The sequence below is a fragment of the Stenotrophomonas sp. C-A genome (assembly GCF_054030835.1).
Genome location: NZ_CM132916.1, coordinates 627,623 through 644,664 on the forward strand (window position 1 = coordinate 627,623; position 17,042 = coordinate 644,664).

The 17,042-nt window shown below is 66.9% G+C and carries 14 protein-coding genes and 1 riboswitch; of the genes, 8 read left to right on the forward strand and 6 right to left on the reverse strand.

What is annotated here, in order from left to right; all coding sequences use genetic code 11:
• The first annotated feature begins 1 nt into the window (after position 1).
• Together ACW5IY_RS02820 and ACW5IY_RS02825 are read left to right on the forward strand one after the other, a co-directional pair.
• Positions 2–2,149: a glycosyl transferase family protein gene (locus ACW5IY_RS02820; protein WP_010481996.1), complete on the forward strand. Its 2,148-nt coding sequence runs from the start codon at positions 2–4 to the stop codon at positions 2,147–2,149.
• The gene (locus ACW5IY_RS02825; RefSeq protein ID WP_049435645.1) at positions 2,146–4,977 is read left to right on the forward strand and encodes an NfrA family protein; all 2,832 of its coding nucleotides are present in this window, start codon (positions 2,146–2,148) and stop codon (positions 4,975–4,977) included. Before ACW5IY_RS02820 ends, ACW5IY_RS02825 begins: the two co-directional genes overlap by 4 nt.
• On the opposite strand, the gene ACW5IY_RS02830 is transcribed toward ACW5IY_RS02825, so the two are convergent.
• The 3 genes from ACW5IY_RS02830 to ettA all read right to left on the reverse strand — a co-directional run bounded on the left by ACW5IY_RS02830 (position 4,971) and on the right by ettA (position 9,203).
• Positions 4,971–5,963 carry a DUF4434 domain-containing protein gene (locus tag ACW5IY_RS02830; RefSeq protein ID WP_049435644.1) on the reverse strand — a complete coding sequence of 331 codons (993 nt, stop codon included), beginning with the start codon at positions 5,961–5,963 and terminating at the stop codon, positions 4,971–4,973. The two genes, ACW5IY_RS02825 and ACW5IY_RS02830, sit on opposite strands and share 7 nt — an antisense overlap.
• A gap of 95 nt (positions 5,964–6,058) precedes the next feature.
• On the reverse strand, positions 6,059–7,375 hold the full coding sequence (locus ACW5IY_RS02835; RefSeq protein WP_005408048.1) for an NCS2 family permease: 1,317 nt from the start codon (positions 7,373–7,375) through the stop codon (positions 6,059–6,061).
• A 163-nt stretch (positions 7,376–7,538) separates the two neighbouring features.
• Positions 7,539–9,203: an energy-dependent translational throttle protein EttA gene (ettA, locus tag ACW5IY_RS02840; protein WP_005412220.1), complete on the reverse strand. Its 1,665-nt coding sequence runs from the start codon at positions 9,201–9,203 to the stop codon at positions 7,539–7,541.
• A gap of 253 nt (positions 9,204–9,456) precedes the next feature.
• Here ettA and ACW5IY_RS02845 point away from each other — a divergent pair, with 253 nt between their 5' ends.
• From ACW5IY_RS02845 to ribD, 6 genes are all read left to right on the forward strand, one after another.
• Positions 9,457–9,930 carry an RcnB family protein gene (locus ACW5IY_RS02845; RefSeq protein ID WP_019338039.1) on the forward strand — a complete coding sequence of 158 codons (474 nt, stop codon included), beginning with the start codon at positions 9,457–9,459 and terminating at the stop codon, positions 9,928–9,930.
• A gap of 185 nt (positions 9,931–10,115) precedes the next feature.
• Positions 10,116–11,369, forward strand: coding sequence for a serine hydroxymethyltransferase (gene glyA / locus ACW5IY_RS02850; RefSeq protein ID WP_010481990.1), 1,254 nt, complete (start codon positions 10,116–10,118; stop codon positions 11,367–11,369).
• A 68-nt stretch (positions 11,370–11,437) separates the two neighbouring features.
• On the forward strand, positions 11,438–11,857 hold the full coding sequence (locus ACW5IY_RS02855; RefSeq protein ID WP_049435643.1) for a hypothetical protein: 420 nt from the start codon (positions 11,438–11,440) through the stop codon (positions 11,855–11,857).
• Positions 11,858–11,884: 27 nt separating this feature from the next.
• Positions 11,885–12,334: a hypothetical protein gene (locus ACW5IY_RS02860; RefSeq protein ID WP_049435642.1), complete on the forward strand. Its 450-nt coding sequence runs from the start codon at positions 11,885–11,887 to the stop codon at positions 12,332–12,334.
• 149 nt (positions 12,335–12,483) lie between these two features.
• Complete coding sequence (gene nrdR / locus ACW5IY_RS02865) at positions 12,484–13,005, forward strand: transcriptional regulator NrdR (protein WP_010481984.1); 522 nt, start codon at positions 12,484–12,486, stop codon at positions 13,003–13,005.
• A 78-nt stretch (positions 13,006–13,083) separates the two neighbouring features.
• Positions 13,084–14,169 carry a bifunctional diaminohydroxyphosphoribosylaminopyrimidine deaminase/5-amino-6-(5-phosphoribosylamino)uracil reductase RibD gene (ribD, locus tag ACW5IY_RS02870; protein WP_049435640.1) on the forward strand — a complete coding sequence of 362 codons (1,086 nt, stop codon included), beginning with the start codon at positions 13,084–13,086 and terminating at the stop codon, positions 14,167–14,169.
• 36 nt (positions 14,170–14,205) lie between these two features.
• Here the strand turns inward: ribD and ACW5IY_RS02875 are convergent, their stop codons facing one another.
• The 3 genes from ACW5IY_RS02875 to ACW5IY_RS02885 form a co-directional block, all read right to left on the reverse strand.
• Positions 14,206–14,874 carry a hypothetical protein gene (locus ACW5IY_RS02875; protein ID WP_049435639.1) on the reverse strand — a complete coding sequence of 223 codons (669 nt, stop codon included), beginning with the start codon at positions 14,872–14,874 and terminating at the stop codon, positions 14,206–14,208.
• A gap of 131 nt (positions 14,875–15,005) precedes the next feature.
• The gene (locus ACW5IY_RS02880; RefSeq protein WP_049435638.1) at positions 15,006–15,890 is read right to left on the reverse strand and encodes a hypothetical protein; all 885 of its coding nucleotides are present in this window, start codon (positions 15,888–15,890) and stop codon (positions 15,006–15,008) included.
• A gap of 153 nt (positions 15,891–16,043) precedes the next feature.
• Positions 16,044–16,664, reverse strand: coding sequence for a hypothetical protein (locus ACW5IY_RS02885; protein WP_049435637.1), 621 nt, complete (start codon positions 16,662–16,664; stop codon positions 16,044–16,046).
• Between the two features lie 188 nt (positions 16,665–16,852).
• Positions 16,853–16,998: riboswitch (FMN riboswitch) on the forward strand.
• The last annotated feature ends 44 nt before the right edge of the window (positions 16,999–17,042 follow it).

Consider the following 17,042-nt stretch of genomic DNA (forward strand, 5'->3'; position numbering starts at 1 on the left):
CGTGGACGGTCTGTTCTGGAACATCCAGCTGGCCAACTATTACGCCGCCCTGGAAACCACGGCGGCGGCGGTGGCCGTGCTGATCCTGATCTCCAGCCTCGATGACCTGTTCATCGATGTCTGGTACTGGGTGCGCGAGAGCTGGCGCGCGCTCACCATCAAGCGTCGCGAAGCGTACCGGCCGCTGACCCAGGAAGACCTGATGCAGCGGCCGCAACAGCCGCTGGCGATCATGGTGCCGGCGTGGATGGAATACGACGTCATCGCGCAGATGGTGGAGAACATGATCAACGTGCTCGACTACCGCGAGTACGTCGTGTTCGTCGGCACCTATCCCAACGACCAGCAGACCATCGATGAAGTGGAGCGCATGCGCCGCCGCTACAAGCGCCTGCGCCGCGTGGAGGTGCCGCACGACGGGCCGACCAGCAAGGCCGACTGCCTGAACTGGTTGATCCTGGCGATCTTCGATTACGAGAAGCGCCACGACATCGAATTCGCCGGGGTGATCCTGCACGACAGCGAGGACGTGCTGCACCCGATGGAACTGCGCTTCTACAACTACCTGCTGCCACGCAAGGACATGATCCAGTTGCCGGTCACCTCGCTGGACCGTGAGTGGTACGAACTGGTGGCCGGCGTCTACATGGACGAATTCGCCGAATGGCACGCAAAGGATCTGGTGGTGCGCGAGAGCGTGTCCGGCATGGTGCCCTCAGCCGGTGTTGGTACCTGTTTCTCGCGGCGCGCGCTGCTGGCGCTGAGCGCGCAGACCGACAACCAGCCCTTCAATACCGACAGCCTCACCGAGGATTACGACGTCGGTGCGCGGCTGGCGGCGATGGGCATGCAGTCGATCTTCGCCCGCTTCCCGGTGCAGTTCCGCGTGCGCCGTCCGTCATGGTTCGGCTGGGGGCCGGTGCGCGAGCGTACCCAGCAGATGGCGCTGTGCGTGCGCGAGTACTTCCCCGACAACTTCCGTGCCTCGTACCGGCAGAAGGCGCGGTGGGTGCTGGGCATCGGCCTGCAGAGCTGGGAGTCGCTGGGCTGGCGCGGCTCGCTGGCCACCAAGTACCTGCTGGCACGCGACCGCAAGGGCATCATCACCTCGTTCGTCAGCATCATTGCGTACATCATCTTCCTGCAGCTGCTGCTGTTCTGGCTGTTGAAGATGACCGGGCTGTGGACGATGCAGTTTCCCAGCGTGTTCCAGGCCGGTACCTGGCAGATGAATGTCGCGCTGCTGACCACCGCAGCGCTGGCGACCCGGGTCGTGCAGCGCTTCTATTTCGTCAACCGGTTGTACGGCTGGGAGCATGCGTTGATGTCGATCCCGCGCATGGTGGTCGGCAACATGATCAATTTCATGGCCACCGCCCGAGCCTGGAAGGTGTTCCTGGCCTACCTGCTGTTCGGCAAGCGCATGGTCTGGGACAAGACCATGCACGACTTCCCCGATGCGGCGCAGCTGGTGCAGACCCGCAAGCAGCTGGGCGAGCTGTTGACCACCTGGCAGGCGGTGGAACCCGAACGCCTGCAGCAGGCGCTGGACCAGCAGCAGGCAGGCCGCCAGCAACCGCTGGGCCGCATCCTGCTCACCCAGGGCTGGCTGGATGACGAGACCCTGGCCGAGGCCATCGCCTTCCAGGGCGACCTGCCACGCGCGGTGATCGACGTGGATTACCTGCGTGCCTGCCAGTTCCCGGTCAGTGCCGATGCCTGCGTGCAATGGCGCATGCTGCCGCTGCCGCCGCGCCAGGAAGGCACCCTGCGGCTGGCCGTGGCCAGTCCGCTGCCCGAGGACGCCGTGGCATTGCTGAAGCAGGAAACGCGCAGCGAGCACATCGAACAGAGCATTGCCCGCGAAAGCGAGATCAACGCGGGCCTGCGCCTGATCGGTGGCGAACGGCAGTGGCACCTGGACAACGTGCCCCTGCTGGGCGACCTGCTGGTGGAAATGCGCCTGATCGATCACGCACGCTTCGAGATCGCACTGGACGACTACATGCCGCAGCGCGACGGCCGCATCGGCGACTACCTGGTCAAGCAGGGCATCACCACCGAAGAGGCCGTGGCCCAGGCCATGCAGGAGCAGCGCCGGCGTGCGGCCACGCTGCAGTCGCCGCCGCCCGGAGCCTTGCCGGCATGAAGACCACGCTGCTGTCCACCGTCATTGCCGTGGCACTGGCCACGGCCGCCGCGCCGGTGCTGGCGCAGGCCGATGCGGCACTGCCGCTGTCCGGTGCGGCCTACCACATCGCCGAGCAGGCGTTTGCTGCCTATGAACGTGGCGATTACCCCACGGCCTACCGGCAGTCCAGCGAAGCGATCCGGCTGCGCCCGGACGTGGTGCGGCTGCGCCTGCTGCAGATCTATGCGCTTCAGAAGCTTGGTCGTGGCGAAGAAGCACAGCAGCAGGCGCGCCGTGCGCTGGACGCGGGGATGAAGGATCCGGCCTTGCCGGCGCTGGCGGCCGCTGCGCCCAGGACGACCACAGGTGCAGCGCGTAGCACAGCGGTGCCGCGTGCACCCGCAACGGTGGCCGACCGCAACAACCGGCAGGCCTACATGCTGGCAACCGAAGCCTATGCGGCCTACGACGCCGGGCAGATGGGCATCGCCGCCAGCAAGGCCGAACAGGCGTTCCGGCAGCAGCCGAAACAGGGCGCATGGGCCCTGCTGTGGGTGGCGGCGCTGGAGGCACAGCAACAGCCCGAACAGGCCGACGCCGCCATCGGCACCGCGCTGCAGCTGGGCGCACCGAATGTCGAAGCGCTGCGCGCGCGGCGCGTGACACTGGGCCGCCAACGCGCGCTGCTGCAAGCCCAGCTGGCCTATCAATCGCTGTCCGCAGGCGAGGATGCCGCCGCCATTGAGCAGGCGCACGCCGCCGTGGAACTGGCACCCGACGTTGCTTCATACCGGTTGCTGCTGATCACCGCGCAGCTGCAGGGCGATCAGCTGGCCGACGCTGAGCATAGTGCTGATCAGGCATTGCAGGTGGACGCCAACGATCTCAATGCCCGGGTGATGCGTGGCTACCTGCGCCAGCGCCAGGGCAGTACGCTGCGGGCCAATGAGGATTTCGATGCCGCGCTCGCCACGCCGGGATCAACCGCGCAGCAGCGCAACGTGCGCCTGCTGGCGGTGGATGCGGCGCTGGCCGCAGGTGATCGGGTACGCGCAGCTGCACTGCTGGCACCGTTGCAGGCGGCGCTACCGGCAGGTGAAGGCGATGCACGGACACGGCAGCTGCTGCAGCAGGGCATCGCGCAGCGCAGCCGGGCGATCCGTTCCAGTCGCGACCTTCCCCGCATCAGCACCGAAGCCTACCCGGCACCGGTCCAGCACTGCCCGTCCGGGGACAGCGGCAACGTCTGCGAACTGATGCCGGCCGACCTGCAGGGGGATGGCGGTGCCGCACAGCGTGCCTACGCTGCCTACGCTGCCTACGCGCGCCAGGATTACGCCGATGCCATCGGTGAGGCACGGCAGGCCGTGCAGCTCGCACCGGACGACGCGAACCTGCAAGGCCTGCTGACCACCACGCTGGCGGCGGGCAATCGTGCCCAACAGGACGAAGCGCGGCAGCGCCTGGATGCGGCACTGGCGCAGCGTCCTGATGACGCGGGGGCGCTGATGCAGCGCGGCTACCTCAACCAGAAGGCCCAGGAACCGGCGCGCGCACTGGCCGACTTCCGTGCCGCCGAGGCCACCGGAAAGGCACCGAAAAGCGTGGTGCTAGACCAGGCCTACGCCAGCGCAGCCAACGGCGATCATCCGCAGGCAGTGTCACTGCTGCGCAGCGCCATCGATCGCGCCGATGCCGGCGAGCTGTCACTGGATGCGCATCAGCGCTACAACGTGCGCAATGCCATCGCCAACTATTCGCGCGAGTGGGGCGTGATCGCCTCGGCGGGTTTCCGCGGTGCGCGCCAGGCGGCGACCAATGTGGGCGGTGCGGCGATCAGCACGCCCGGCGATTCGGTGTTCAGCACGCTGGAAGCGTTCTGGCGGCCCCCGGCCTTCAACGACCAGCATGGCACGCTGGAACTCTACGCACGCCTGCTCAACACGCTGTACGACGAGGGCGGCACGTACGAATCGATCCGCGCGGTGGACCCGTGCACCGGCGAATCAACGCCGGATGCGCGTGCACGCGCCGAGCGCCTCAGCCACTCGCGTTCCACTACCGGCTGGCCCTCCACGATCGCGTCCTTCGGCATGCGCTACGCGTTTGGCCAGACCGGTCTGAGTGCTGGCATCGAGCGCCGACAGTTCCTCGGCAGTGCAACCCGCCAGGGCGAGGTCTACCCCGAATCGGCAGCAGTGCAGTGCCGCCTGCAGCTGGCCCTGAACCGGCCACTGGAAGCCAGCACGCTGGCGCGCTACCGGCTCGCCAGTGGTTCCGGTGGCTGGATGTCCTACCTGACCTATGGCTACTACCATGGCACCGATCTGCGCACCGATGTGAACCAGTGGTGGATGGTCAGTGGCTACGCGCAGGGGGGATACACCTGGGACGACAACGGTGCCACCTTCACCCTCGACGCGCTTGATGCCAACGGCACGCCGGTGCGGCGCCTGGGTGAGGCCAATGGGCGCCTGCATCGCCAACAGTGGTTCGCTGCCGGTGAACTGCGCGCCGGCCGCAGCTTCCGTTTCGGTGCAGGGCAGACGCATTGGGTGGTCACACCCTATGTCGTGGTCGGTGCCGATTGGCTGGACCAGCGCTCGCGCGTGCGCGACATCCGTTACCCGCCGTTCCCGGCGCAGTCGTTCGCGCTCAACGATACGCAGCGCAGCTGGTCACTTGGCGCAGGGCCGGGCGTGGGCGTGCGCTACTGGTTCCGCGAGGACCACTACAACACGCCTCGTTCCTACCTGGACCTGACCGTGCAGTACCGCTTGGCCATCGGCGGCGGTGATACGCAGCGCGCCAAGGGCCTGTTCGCCACCGCCATCCTCTACTACTGAGGCAGGCCCCAGCGTCGCCGCAGCGCTGCGGCCTGCGGCGTGTCCTGGGTCAGCCACGGCTCCAGCGCATAGACCAGCACGTGCTGTGCGCCGCTGTCGCGTGCCCATGCCAACTGCCGCTGGATGCGAGCGGCATCGGCCGTTTCGCCCTTGAATCCGCTGCCGTCGGGCAGTTCGCGGAACAGCTCAACGATCGCATCGAAGCCGATGCCGTGTGCGTGGAAATGATCGAGCAGCGGTTGCAGCTGCTGCACGTTGCCGGCACCGGCCACCCCCACGCCATCCTGCACCATCGGCCGCAGCGTGGCCTGTGCCAGCACCGCCTGCCACAGCGTGACCAGGTTGCCATCGGTCTGCAGGCGGCTGAAGTAACAGGAGATCGCGCAGTCACCGCCGCGCGTGCTGGCGGCCTGCACCAGCCCGTGAAGCCACTGCGCCAGCCATTGCTGGCGGGCCGGATCGGCCCAGTGGTACTGCTCCAGTTCGTAGGGCAGGTACCAGCCTCCGAAGGCCGGCTGCTGCGCCCAGGGCGCCTGTGCCAACCAGCTGCGTGCGTGCGCCAGGCTCTCGGCCAGGAAGGCCTGCAGCGTGGCGTCGTCTGCGCCGATAGCCTGCCACCAGCGTTGCTGGAAGGGCAGGCCGACGCGGATGCGGATGTCGTTCTCGCCGGCGGCGGTGAACAGCTGCTGCAGGCTGAGGTCGGGCAGCGACCAGTCGCCGTCGCTGCCACCGACGATGCCGGTCCACTGCAGCACCAGCTGCCGGCAGCCCAGCGTATGCGCAAGCTTCAAGGAACGCTGCCAGTCGGCCAGGCCCCACTGCAGGTGGCTGCGCCACGGTTGCAGGAAGGTGCCATCCACCTGCACCGGCAGTGAGCAGCCGGGCAGGGTGGCGAGCGTAGCGGCCAACGGTGCCAGCACTGCCGCGCGCAGCAAGCGACGGCGCAACGGCGAAGACGGATCCGCGGGGAGGTCGGGCCGAACCATGCCCGCATCATCCCAGAGCGCCGTGCGTGGCGGGTGAACCCCGCGCCTGGTAGTCCCGGTCGCGGGCCGAAGCGTGCTCTGGTAGTGCCGGCCGCTTATTCCAGCGCGTAGCGCAGGGTGAACAGCACCGCCACCAGCCACACCGCCGGATGCACTTCGCGCCAACGCCCGGTACCGGCCTTCAGCGCGGCATAGGCAATGAAGCCGAACGCCAGGCCGTTGGCAATCGAGTAGGTGAACGGCATCGCCAGCGCACACAGCGCGGCCGGCACCGATTCGGTCAGGTCGCTCCAGTCCACTTCCACCAGCTCACGCAGCATCAGGCCAGCCACGAACAGCAGTGCCGGCGCGGTGGCATAGCTGGGCACCATCGCCGCAAGCGGCGAGAACAGCAGCGCGGCCAGGAACAGCGCCGACACCACCAATGCAGTCAGGCCGGTACGGCCGCCCACCTGCACGCCCGAGGCGCTTTCGGCAAAGGCCGTGGTGCTGCTGGTGCCAAGCATCGAACCGGCCACGATCGCGGTGCTGTCGGCCAGCAGCGCGCGGCCGAAACGCTTCTGCGCGCCCGGCAGCTTCAGCAGGCCGGCGCGACCGACCACGCCGTACAGCGTGCCGGTGGCATCGAACACTTCCACCAGCACGAACACCAGCACCACCTGCAGCAGTACTGCGATGGGTGCGCCACCGTCATGGTGCAGCAGGCCCGGCAGGTCCAGCTGCAGGAAGGTGGGTGCCAGGCTCGGCGGCAACGAGACCAGGCCCTGGTACTGCACATCGCCCAATGCCCAGCCCGCACCGGTCACCGCCAGGATGCCGATCAGGATCGCACCGCGGATGCGGCGTGCTTCCAGCACCGCGATCAGCAGGAAGCCGGCCAGTGCCAGCAGCGGCGGCGCCGTGTTCAACGGGCCCAGCGCCACCAGCGTGTCTTCATTGCCGACGATCACGCCGGACTTCTGCAGCGCGATGATCGCCAGGAACAGGCCGATGCCAGCCACGATGGCCGAGCGCAGCGACGAGGGGATGCCGGACACCAGCCACGCACGCACGCCGGTCAGCGACAGCACCAGGAACACCAGGCCGGAGATGAACACCGCACCCAGTGCCTGTTGCCATGGCAGGCCAGCGGCACCGACCACGGTGAAGGCGAAGAACGCGTTCAGGCCCATGCCCGGTGCCATGCCCACCGGGAAGTTGGCGGCCAGCGCCATCACTGCCGAACCCAGTGCAGCAGCCAGGCAGGTGGCCACGAACACCGCGCCGGCATCCATGCCGGTGGTGCCGAGGATCTCGGGGTTCACGAAGACGATGTAGGACATCGTCAGGAAGGTTGTGACACCGGCCAGCAGCTCGGTACGCACGGTGGTGCCGTGCTGCTGCAGCTGGAACAGGCGCTCGAACAGGGACATGGAGATTCTCGCGACGATAAGGTGTCACGACCAACGGTCGTGACCTACCCGAATGCAGAACGTGGGTACCGACCGTTGGTCGGTACGCCTTGAAGCGTCACCACCAACGGTGGTGACCTACCGAAAGGAGAAAGGCCGCGCGAGCGCGGCCTTTCCGGTTGCCTTACTTCAGCGCCTTGAAGCGCAGGCGCTTCGGCGCAGCGTCGTCGCCCATGCGGCGGCGCTTGTCTTCTTCGTACTCGCGGTAGTTGCCCTGGAAGAACTCCACGTGCGAGTCGCCTTCGAACGCCAGGATGTGGGTCGCGATGCGATCCAAGAACCAGCGGTCATGCGAGATGACGAAGGTGTTGCCCGGGAACTCCAGCAGCGCATCTTCCAGCGCACGCAGGGTTTCGATGTCCAGATCGTTGGACGGTTCGTCGAGCAGCAGCACGTTGCCACCCTGCAGCAGGGTCTTGGCCATGTGCAGGCGGCCACGCTCACCACCGGACAGCGAACCGACCATCTTCTGCTGGTCCTGGCCCTTGAAGTTGAAGCGGCCGATGTAGGCGCGCGACTGGATCTCGATGCCGTTGATGTTGAGGATGTCCAGGCCGCCAGCGATTTCCTGGAAGACGTTGTGGTTGCCTTCCAGTGCGTCGCGGCTCTGGTCCACGTAGGACAGCTTCACGGTCGGGCCGACCACGATCTCGCCGGTATCCGGCTTTTCCTGGCCGGTGATCATCTTGAACAGGGTCGACTTACCGGCACCGTTCGGGCCGATGATGCCGACGATGGCGCCGGCAGGCACCAGGAAGCTCAGGTTGTCGAACAGCAGGCGGTCGCCGAACTTCTTGGAGACGTTCTTGAACTCCATCACCGCATTGCCCAGGCGCTCGCCCGGCGGGATGAAGATTTCATTGGTCTCGTTGCGCTTCTGGTAATCGACCGACTGCAGTTCTTCCAGGCGGGCCAGACGGGCCTTGCCCTTGGTGCGGCCACCCTTGGCGTTCTGGCGCGACCACTCCAGTTCCTTCTGGATCGCCTTCTGGCGGGCCTTTTCCTGGTTGTCTTCCTGCTTCAGGCGCTCATCCTTCTGGGTCAGCCAGTCGGTGTAGTTGCCCTTCCACGGAATGCCGCGGCCGCGGTCCAGTTCCAGGATCCACTCGGCGGCGTTGTCCAGGAAGTAGCGATCGTGGGTAACCGCCACCACGGTGCCGGTGTAGCGCGCCAGGAACTGTTCCAGCCATTCCACCGACTCGGCGTCGAGGTGGTTGGTCGGTTCGTCGAGCAGCAGCATGTCCGGCTTCTGCAGCAGCAGGCGGCACAGGGCCACGCGGCGCTTTTCACCACCGGACAGCTTGCCGACCACGGCATCCCACGGCGGCAGGCGCAGCGCATCGGCGGCCACGTCCAGCTGGTTTTCCAGCGTGTGCGCGTCGCCGGCGGCGAGGATCGCCTCCAGGCGCTCCTGTTCCTTGGCCAGCGCGTCGAAGTCGGCGCCTTCCTCGGCGTAGGCCAGGTACACCGCGTCCAGCGCGGCCTGGGCCTGCAGCACTTCGCCCACGCCTTCCTCGACCGCTTCACGCACGGTCTTGGTCGGGTCCAGCTCCGGTTCCTGCGCCAGGTAGCCGACCTTGATGCCCGGCTGCGGGCGGGCTTCGCCCTCGAAATCGGTGTCCACGCCGGCCATGATCTTCAGCACGGTGGACTTGCCGGCGCCGTTCAGGCCCAGCAGGCCGATCTTCGCACCCGGGAAGAAGGACAGCGAGATGTCCTTGATGATCTGCCGCTTGGGCGGGACCACCTTGGACACGCGGTTCATGGTGTAGATGTATTGCGAGGACATGCGGTCTCCGTAGGCGCGGCCCTGCGCCCGGTCCGTCACGGGAAGATCCCGTTGCGGCAGCGGGCACAGACTGAAATGGAATACCGCCAATTATAGCCGGAACCGGTTCCGGGCCGCGCCCGGGGAAGGGCGCCGGGCTGGCCGTGGCCTGAATACTGCGTCACAGTCCTGCAGCGGGAAGCGTTTCCAGCCGGAAACGGTTCAGATCGTATGCGCAATATGGGCTCACCACCCACCCGAGCAGAGGTCTGACATGCGCATCAATCGAGTAATGGCCAGTGCCGTGGCCTCTGTGCTGGCGCTGGGCGCCGTGGCCCCGGCGTTCGCCGACAACGATCATCGCCGCAACCACGACCGCCGCGAATGGCGCGAGGATCGCCGTGAGTGGCGCCACGACCGCCGTGACTGGGAGCGCGACCGCCGCGAGGCCCGGCGCGACTACCGCCAGGATCGCCGCGAGTGGCACCGTGATCATGACCGCTACTACCGCCCGGCACCGCCGCGTGTGGTGTACCGCCCGGCCTATGGCCCGGGCTATGGCTGGAAGGTCGGCCATCGCTACCGCGACTATTACCGCGGCCCGATCTATGTGGTGAACGACTACCCGCGCTATCACCTGCGTCGCCCGCCCTACGGGCACCACTGGATCCGTGATGACCGCGGCAACATGCTGCTGGTTGCCATCGCCACCGGTGTGATCGCCCAGTACGTGCTCAGCAACCGCTGAGTCGGCGGTCATGTCCGCGCATGGCGTGGATCTACTGGCACGGCGGGGCAGCACAATCGAAACCATACGGGGCCGGATTCCTTCGGGGATGCCGGCCCCGTCCGTTTCGGCCCCAGCAGGCCGGTGCGGGGCTACAATCGGGGGCTGAGCCGTACCCCCCTTTTCCCTGCCTGCTGGAGTACCCGATGTTCCCGCGTGACGTCCGCATCGAATCCTACGATCCCGAACTGGCCAAGGCCATCGCCGCTGAAACCCAGCGCCAGGAAGACCACGTCGAGCTGATCGCCAGCGAGAACTACACCAGCCCGGCGGTGATGGAAGCGCAGGGCAGCCAGCTGACCAACAAGTACGCCGAAGGCTACCCGGGCAAGCGCTACTACGGTGGCTGCGAATACGTGGACATCGCCGAGCAGCTGGCGATCGACCGCCTCAAGCAGCTGTTCGGCGCGGACTACGCCAACGTGCAGCCGCACAGCGGTTCGCAGGCCAATCAGGCCGTGTACTTCGCCCTGCTGCAGCCAGGTGACACGATCCTCGGCATGAGCCTGGCCCACGGCGGCCACCTCACCCACGGTGCCAAGGTCAACGCCTCGGGCAAGCTGTTCAACGCCGTGCAGTACGGCGTGAACGACCAGGGCCTGATCGATTACGACGAAGTCGAGCGCCTGGCCCTGGAGCACAAGCCGAAGATGGTCGTGGCCGGCTTCTCGGCCTACTCGCAGGTGATCGACTGGGCGCGCTTCCGCGCCATCGCCGACAAGGTCGGTGCCTACCTGTTCGTGGACATGGCCCACGTTGCCGGCCTGGTCGCCGCAGGCGTCTACCCGAGCCCGCTGGAACACGCCCACGTGGTCACCTCGACCACCCACAAGACCCTGCGCGGCCCGCGCGGCGGCATCATCGTCGCCAAGGGCGCCGACGAAGACCTGGTCAAGAAGCTGCAGTCGATCGTGTTCCCGGGCATCCAGGGTGGTCCGCTGATGCACGTCATCGCCGGCAAGGCCGTGGCCTTCAAGGAAGCGCTGGAACCGGGCTTCAAGGCCTACCAGCAGCAGGTGGTGAAGAACGCCCAGGCGATGGCCAACACGCTCATCGCGCGCGGCTACAAGATCGTCTCCGGTGGCACCCAGAACCACCTGATGCTGGTGGACATGATCGGCAAGGACGTGTCCGGCAAGGACGCGGAAGCCGCGCTGGGCAAGGCGCACATCACCGTCAACAAGAACTCGGTGCCGAACGACCCGCGTTCGCCGTTCGTGACCTCGGGCCTGCGCCTGGGTACCCCGGCGGTGACCACCCGTGGTTATGTGGAACAGGACTGTGTGGACCTGGCCAACTGGATCGCCGACGTGCTCGACGCGCCGAACGATGACGCCGTGATCGCCCGCGTGCGCGACGCCGTCAGCGCGCAGTGCCGCAAGTACCCGGTCTACGGCTGATCGGGGAGTGGGGTCGGATCCCTTCCCGCGAGGGAAGGGCTCTGACCCCGGCATTGGAGCAACCGCGCATGGATGAGCGCCACCTCAAGTACCTGTACACCGTGCTGGCGGTGCTGTTTGGCCTGCCCAGCCTGGCGATGGGCGGCGCGGCAGCGACCATGCTGCTGCTGATGGGGCTGGGCCAGTTCGGTCATGGCACGCTGGCCTCGGTGACGGTGATGCCACTGTGGGGCCTGGCCGGCATTGCCGGCTGCCTGGCCTGGCTGTGGCTCAGCGCGGGTTTCCTGATGCAGGGGCGTGCCGGGCTGCACGTGCACCGCCTCTGGTGGTGGATGTTGCTGGCGGGCGGTCTCGCCGCCTTGCCCCCGCTGGGGCTGGCGCTGTGGTGGAGCGTCACCGTGCACGCCGAAGGCATCACCCTGTTGCTGCTGGGCCCGTCGATGCTGGTGCCGGCTGCGATGCTGGTGTGGATCAAACGCCGCGCATGACGTGGCCCATGGAAGGAAATCGAACGCATGGATGAGCGTCTGCACAAACGCTGGATGGCGATCGCCGGCCTGCTGATAGGCCTGCCCACCGTGGCGGCAGGCGGCACGGGTGCCGTGCTGGGGCTGATGGTCGTATGGGATGGCAAGTACCTGACAGGCGACGAGCACACACTGTTGTTGCTGTGGTCGACGGCCGGAATCATCGGCCTGCTGTCGTGGTTGTGGCTGAGCGGCCTGTTCCTGTGGCGTGGCCTTGTCGGTCTGCGCGATTCCCCGGTTGTCGCCTGGGTGGGGTTGGCGCTGGGGGGCCTGGCCGCGTTGGCCGTGGTTGCCGCCACGCTGTATTTCACCTTCAAGCACGGGGAGATCTCAACATTGGCCTTCCTCGGCTTTGGCCCACCGTTGCTGGTGATGGCCGGGCACCTGGTGTGGCTGCGCTGGGCACGCGGAGCCTCGGTGCCGCCGGCACCCGGTTGAGCGCACAGCCCTGACCGCGCTGGAGGCTCTGTTCGGCCGAAATGCAGGCACTTCCGCGCAGACAGCATTTGCTGCGGGGCCCTTTCTCAGGTACCTTTGCGACGCTGCCATGACCGTGGCAATAGGTACTTCCCTGAGCCAGGCGTTCCATGCATTGCCCCTTCTGCCAACATGCCGATACCCGGGTCATCGACTCGCGCGTCTCCGAAGACGGCGCGACGATCCGTCGTCGGCGTGAATGCGAAGCCTGCGGCGAGCGCTTCAGCACCCTGGAAACGGTTGAGCTGAAGCTGCCGGCCATCGTCAAGAGCGATGGCACCCGCGAGGCGTTCGACCAGCGCAAGGTCCGCGCTGGCTTCGACCGCGCGCTGCAGAAGCGTGCGGTGGCCGAAGACAAGATCGAAGCGGCGGTACGCGCCGTGGTCCACCAGCTGCGCATCAGCGGCGAGCGCGAAGTGCCTTCGATCAAGGTCGGCGAGTTCGTCATGAACGAACTGCGCAAGCTCGACCACGTCGGCTATGTGCGTTTTGCTTCGGTCTATCGCAGCTTCGAGGACGTGGCCGATTTCCGCGAGGAGATCGAGAAGCTGGAACGCGACCTGCCGTCCAGCACCGAACAGCTGCAGCTGCTGGGTGACGTGATTGCCCTGACCAAGAAGAAGAAGGGCTGACCGCCTTTTCCCTGGTAGATGCCAACCTTGGTTGGCACTGATGGCATGGATGCACACCGGCGGCGTTACCATGGCCGCATGACCACCCCGTTCTCCGTCCTCGACCACCTGCACATGGCCAACGCACTGCGCCTGGCCGAGCGTGCCGCCTACACCACCCGCCCCAACCCGATGGTCGGCTGCGTGATCGCCCATGGCGAACGCGTGGTCGGGCAGGGCTGGCACCAGCGGGCAGGCGGTCCGCACGCTGAAGTGTTCGCGCTGCGCGAGGCCGGCAGCGAGGCCCGCGGTGCCACCGCCTACGTCACCCTGGAACCCTGCGCGCACTATGGGCGCACGCCACCGTGTGCACTGGCACTGATCGAAGCGGGCGTGTCGCGCGTGGTCGCGGCGATGCGCGATCCGTTCCCGAAGGTCGATGGCGGTGGCTTCGATCTGCTGCGCAATGCCGGCATCGACGTCGCCGAAGGGCTGATGGCGGCACAGGCGCGCGAGCTCAACAAGGGTTACCTGTCGCGCGTGGAGCGCAACCGCCCGTGGCTGCGGGTGAAGCTTGCGGCCAGCCTCGATGGCCGTACCGCAATGGCCGATGGCAGCTCCAAGTGGATCACCGGTGCGGCCGCGCGCGAAGACGTGCAGCACTGGCGCGCACGTGCGGGTGCGATCCTGACCGGCGCCGACACCGTGATTGCCGACGACCCGATGCTGACCGTGCGCCTGGCCGATACCGAGGTGATGCCACCGCTGCGCGTGGTGCTCGATTCACGCCTGCGCTCGCTGGAATGCAGCCGCGTGCGCGAGGGTGGGGCGCCGACGTTGTACCTGCATGACGCAGCAGTAAGCGCACCGGATGCGGCCGACGCCGAATTTGCCAGCGTCCCGGGCAGTGGTGGCAGGTTGGATCTTGGTGCGGTGCTGGCCCTGCTGGCCGAACGTGGCATCAACGAAGTGCATACCGAAGCCGGCGCGACGCTGGCCGGTGCCTTGCTGCGCGGCGGCTGGGTGGACGAGCTGCTGCTGTATCAGGCGCCCACGCTGCTGGGCGACAACGGCCGTCCGCTGCTGGCCGGCCTCGGCATCGAGGCGATGGACCAGCAGCGCCGCCTGCGTGTGGTCGACCAGCGGCAGGTGGGCGAAGACATCAGGTTGCTGCTGCGGGCATAACGGGCCTAGGTAGTGCAGGGTTGCGCCCGACGGACTTCAAGCGTCATCACACAGCTCATCCTCCTGCGGCAGCAGCGGTTCACCCAGCCACAACTCGATCGGCAGCAATCGCCACAGGATTGTCTGGTAGAGCTGATGCACGCGCTCGGCATGGGCGAACGCATGGCGCGCCTGGTACCACCCGGTGACCCGACTGCAATGTGGTACATCGGGTCCGTCGCGCAGCACCGCCGCCCAACGCAGGAAGAGCGTATCGATGCGTGCCTGGCGCCCTGCTTCAGGTGCGGCCCGCAACGCCAGATACTCCTGCCGGAGGGGTTCCACGTCGGGATGCTGGCAGACCAGTGGGTACAGGCCGATCTCCGGCGATCCCGACGGCACGAACTTCCGGGCAGCGCAGCTGACCCTCGGCAGTCGCATTGCCAGTGCCTGTACAAAGGCCTGCGTGGCAGCCGGGGAAGGCGCAGTAGAACCCTGCCGCGCGAGTGCCGCAGGCACATCGTCCACAAGCAACTGCCACTCCAGGGCAACGGCAGGCTCGTATCCCTCTCCCTGCTCGCGCAGTATCTGCCGGGCCGCGGCATCGTCGTGCAGCAGCACCTGCGCCTGCAGCGTGTATTCGGCCTGCGGCGAAAGATCGGCTGGCGCGGAGGCTACCGCCCAGAGCGGCAGGCCCAGCAGCAGGATGAAGACGGGTTTCAGCATGGCGGCACACGGGCAATCCAGGAGGGCCCCGAGGATCAGGGGCGTTCCTTGCGCGGGTCCATGCAACTTGTCTGAAAATGTGCAGCGTTGCGGGCGTCGCCGGGCATGGCCCGGCGCTACCGCTTACCCCCTCACGCGCACTCGTCGGTCCACATCATCTCGGCGATCGGGCGCAGTGCCTTGCACTCCTGCGTCATTTCCTCGGCCGACTGCACCTGCGCCTTGGCCTTCAGTTCCTCGGCCATCGCATCCACGCCGCTGATCTGGTCCGGCGCGATCTTCGCCACGCAGGCGCGGTGCTGCTGCAGCAGCAGGTCGCAGCCCGGTACGCCGGTTACTTTCGGCGCGTTGGCCGCCTGTGCATCCTGCATCCAGTCCTCGAACGGCGCCAGCGCACCGGCTACGGTGCCCACCAGATCATCGAAATTACCGCTGTACCAGTAGCCGTTGTCCTTGGCCGGGTACAGGGTGAAGGTGCCGCTGACCGGCACGCGCACGCCACTCTGCAGTGCCTGGGTGTAGGCATCGGTGAACTGCTTGCGCGCGGCCGGGCTGGCGTCAGACGCAAGGCTCGCGGCGAACAGCGGGCGGACCTTGCCCAGGTCGGGCAGCTGGCAGCTGTAGGTGATCCGCGCCAGCTTCTGGTCTTCAACGTATTCGTTGTCTTCGACCACGCTCTTGGTCGCGCGGCACTTCGAATCACGCAGCGCCTTGGCATACAGCGCTTCGGTGGCCGCGGCGTCTGACTTGGCGCCGGTGCTGGCCAGTACCGTCTGCCAGGGTTCGGCCAATGCCTTGGCCAGCGCACCCGGGTTGGGGGTCACGGCGTCCTGGCCTTCGAACGCCGGCTTCAGTGCGTCGTTGAGCGTGCGCGTGGCGGCCGCATCGTCTTCCAGCAGCACGCGTGCGTACAGGTCGAAGGCCTGCTCGGGCGTCAGTTGGGCCGGTGCAGCGCTGGCAAACAGCGGGGCGCACAGCAGCACGCTGGCCAGAAGGGTACGGGTGGGGGTCTTCATGACGGTGTATTCCTGTTCCAGAGGCGCGCAAGCCTAGCGCATCTGCCTGCACTTTCGATGGCGCCACGCGGCCAGGTGACGGCGTGCAGCAGCCAAAAAAAACGGGCCCCTTGCGGGGCCCGTTCGATCGCACGACGAGGAGCGATCGTTGGATCAGAAGCTGGCGCGCACGCCGGCCGAGTACTGGGTGACGTCACGGTAGCCGGAGATCTCGCCCACCAGACCCCAGGTCTTGGTGAAGTTGATCTGGCCGCCGACGGTGCCGACCCAGGTGCCCTTGAAGTTGTTGCCGCCGTCCATGTAGCCGGCCTTGGCCCAGGCTTCGGTCATGCGCGACGGCTTGCCGCGGATGCCCAGGGTGGCGCGGCCCAGGTTGGTGTGATCCTTGTAGCGGTCGCTGTAGCCGTCGTAACGGTCGGTCAGTTCAGCGCTCTGGCGCACCCAGGCGATATCGGCGGTGAAGTCCAGGCGGTCGGTCCACGGCATGTGGTAGCCGATGCCCAGCTCCGGCTGGTTCAGTTCCAGCTTCAGCGAGCCGTCGCTGTAATGGTAGGTCTTGCTGGTGCGCGACCAGCCACCGAACACGTAGACCTGTTCGGCGATGGCCACGGAGCCACGCAGGTAGCCGCCGTCGACCTTCGGGTCGTCCAGTGCGTTGTCGTCAACCTTGACCTGCGTCCAACCGCCTTCGACGTAGGTGTAGCTCAGGGCGTCGGCCGAAGCCGAGAGCGGGGCGGCGGCCAGCAGGGCGGCCACGATCAGCATCTTGCGCATGGGAATTCCTGTGAATTTCAGTCCTTTGGCGGGCCTGCCCCAGCGGGCTGCCCGTGGCGACCTCATGTCGTCCGGGGTGGAATTTTAATGAAAGTTTTACAAATTGCGAGCGACGGCCGTCACAGCTGTGGCATCCGACCCCGTTCAGCCCGGGCTGGTACACTAGCGACGCCGGTTCGCCGGTACACAAACGTCTTCAGGGCGGGGTGCAATTCCCCACCGGCGGTAGGTGCGCAAGCACGAGCCCGCGAGCGCCCCGGCCCACGGCCGGGGGTCAGCAGATCCGGTCCAATGCCGGAGCCGACGGTCATAGTCCGGATGAAAGAAGACGGTGCCACAGGGCTCATGCCCTGCGCGTGCCTGTTTGCCTTGCGGCGT